Source organism: bacterium endosymbiont of Bathymodiolus sp. 5 South, assembly GCF_900128535.1.
Taxonomy (GTDB): Bacteria; Pseudomonadota; Gammaproteobacteria; order PS1; family Pseudothioglobaceae; genus Thiodubiliella.
Genome location: NZ_FQTR01000250.1, coordinates 1 through 1795 on the forward strand (window position 1 = coordinate 1; position 1795 = coordinate 1795).

Annotated in this window: 1 protein-coding gene; it reads right to left on the minus strand. The window is 37.7% G+C overall.

Annotation, left to right across the window (positions count from 1 at the left end):
• Nucleotides 1–185 precede the first annotated feature (185 nt).
• Nucleotides 186–1661: an RHS repeat-associated core domain-containing protein gene (locus tag BBROOKSOX_RS12355; RefSeq protein WP_257607865.1), complete on the minus strand. Its 1476-nt coding sequence runs from the start codon at nucleotides 1659–1661 to the stop codon at nucleotides 186–188.
• Between the last annotated feature and the right edge of the window lie 134 nt (nucleotides 1662–1795).

Here is a 1795-nt window from a genome sequence, read left to right on the forward strand (position 1 = left end):
AATAGTGATTAAATTGGCTTGCTTTTGCATTGATGACGGGGTTTGGGGTGAAACCCCAAGGGCAACTCTGTTGCCTAAAAGTCAATGACAAATAAAAGTTAAAAAAAGGTTGACTTTTAAGATAGTATCTTATTACTCTTATTATTCGGCGGACCATTTGCTATCTTACTCCAGGCAATATATTATCAGATGCCAAAATGCTCATGCATATCTCCACGAGGTGGCAATGGTTTTTCAGCGGGTATTAAGGGCATTTTTGGTTTTAAATATAAGCGAACATCAAGACCAGTTTTCTCCAATTTTATAGAGGTTGTCTCAAGACTAAAAGTATTAACAACTCTTAAAGAAAATCTACCATTATCACTCTTGATAAGAAAATTACGATAAAATCTTGGGTAATCTCTATCGGCTTTATAAATCTTTATTGCTTCTTGCGTGCTATCATTTGTTATACTCTTATTTAAAATTGTTGTAGGCAGCATGTTTAATGCTCCCGCTATTTTTGTCATCCCTAAATATTGGTAAGCTGTTACTTCTGTTGCGTTCAAGCCTGAACGAAGACTTATATCTTCATTTTTAAAATGTGAATTAAAATTTAACTCTCCTGTGGAGAAGTTCATAACATTAATAAAAACATCAGCAGGCGGATAAGAATGTGCTTTAATTGTTAGCGCCCCCTTACTGTCGTTTGATTGTGTGGAAAACATGGTGTGAGCTTCTAACAAGTTAAATTTATCAGCAGGATAAGACTTGACAATATTCTCCAGTCTTTCATACGATTCGGGAAAATCAAACAAATTATTATTCTGATAAGTACCTTCAATAGGACTTAGTATGTCTATCTCATAATCCGCCAAACCCATGTCGACTGGAGTCACTTTAACATGCCCTGTCGGATCTATATATTTAAGGGGATTATTGCCCACATAAGTATACAAATTCAAACCATCGACACCTTGCGAATCAGGACTTATCCATCTGGCTAGCCATGGGGCTAGGTATCTGGCGCCATAGTAATATAAACCACTATTATCATCTCTTTCTTTGTCGGTATAGCGATAGCGTTTTTGTTGGACTTCGGTTTTGTCCTTGCCAGCAATAATGGCGGTGCCGCCATAAGGGTAGTAGTGTTCATAACTAAGGGTTTGGGCTTTGTCATCCAGCTCTAAAGTGTTGGATTGTAGGTGGCTGGTGAGTTGGTAGCGGGTTTGCGCGTTGTCTTTGCTACTTTCACTGAGGATGTGGGTGCCAATGTGCAGGGTGCTGCTTTGTTGTTTTGCTTGATTGCTTGAAAGGTCTAGTGAAGGCAAATAGTCTCTTTGGTTTTGCACTTGATTGTTAGATTTAAGCACAGTGCGAATTCGTCTGCCTTGATAGTCGTAAACACAATACTCTGTGGCATTGGTTTTGTCTGTTTGAATAAGTTTGTTTAAGGTATTGTTGTAGTGCCATTCTAAGTTGCCGATATTATTCAAACCCAATAGATTACCATTAGCATCAAAGTCAGTAGCACTCTGTTGGGTTTCAGTGCCACGATTGTTGTTAGGATGGATAGCGATGGTTTGTTGCCAAGCACTACTATTGGCTTGGTGTGAGATGTGAGTTAAATTATTACCTATGTCGTAGGTGTAGGTTTGGTGGTAGGTCTCTAATAAACTCATAAGATAATACATAGTCAACCCTTAAAAACCCAAAACAACCAACCATAAAACCACTCTTAAACATTCAAAACAATCACACTATATTTTGACTGACAATATTTTACTGAGTACAATAGAAAAAATAGCGACTTCTT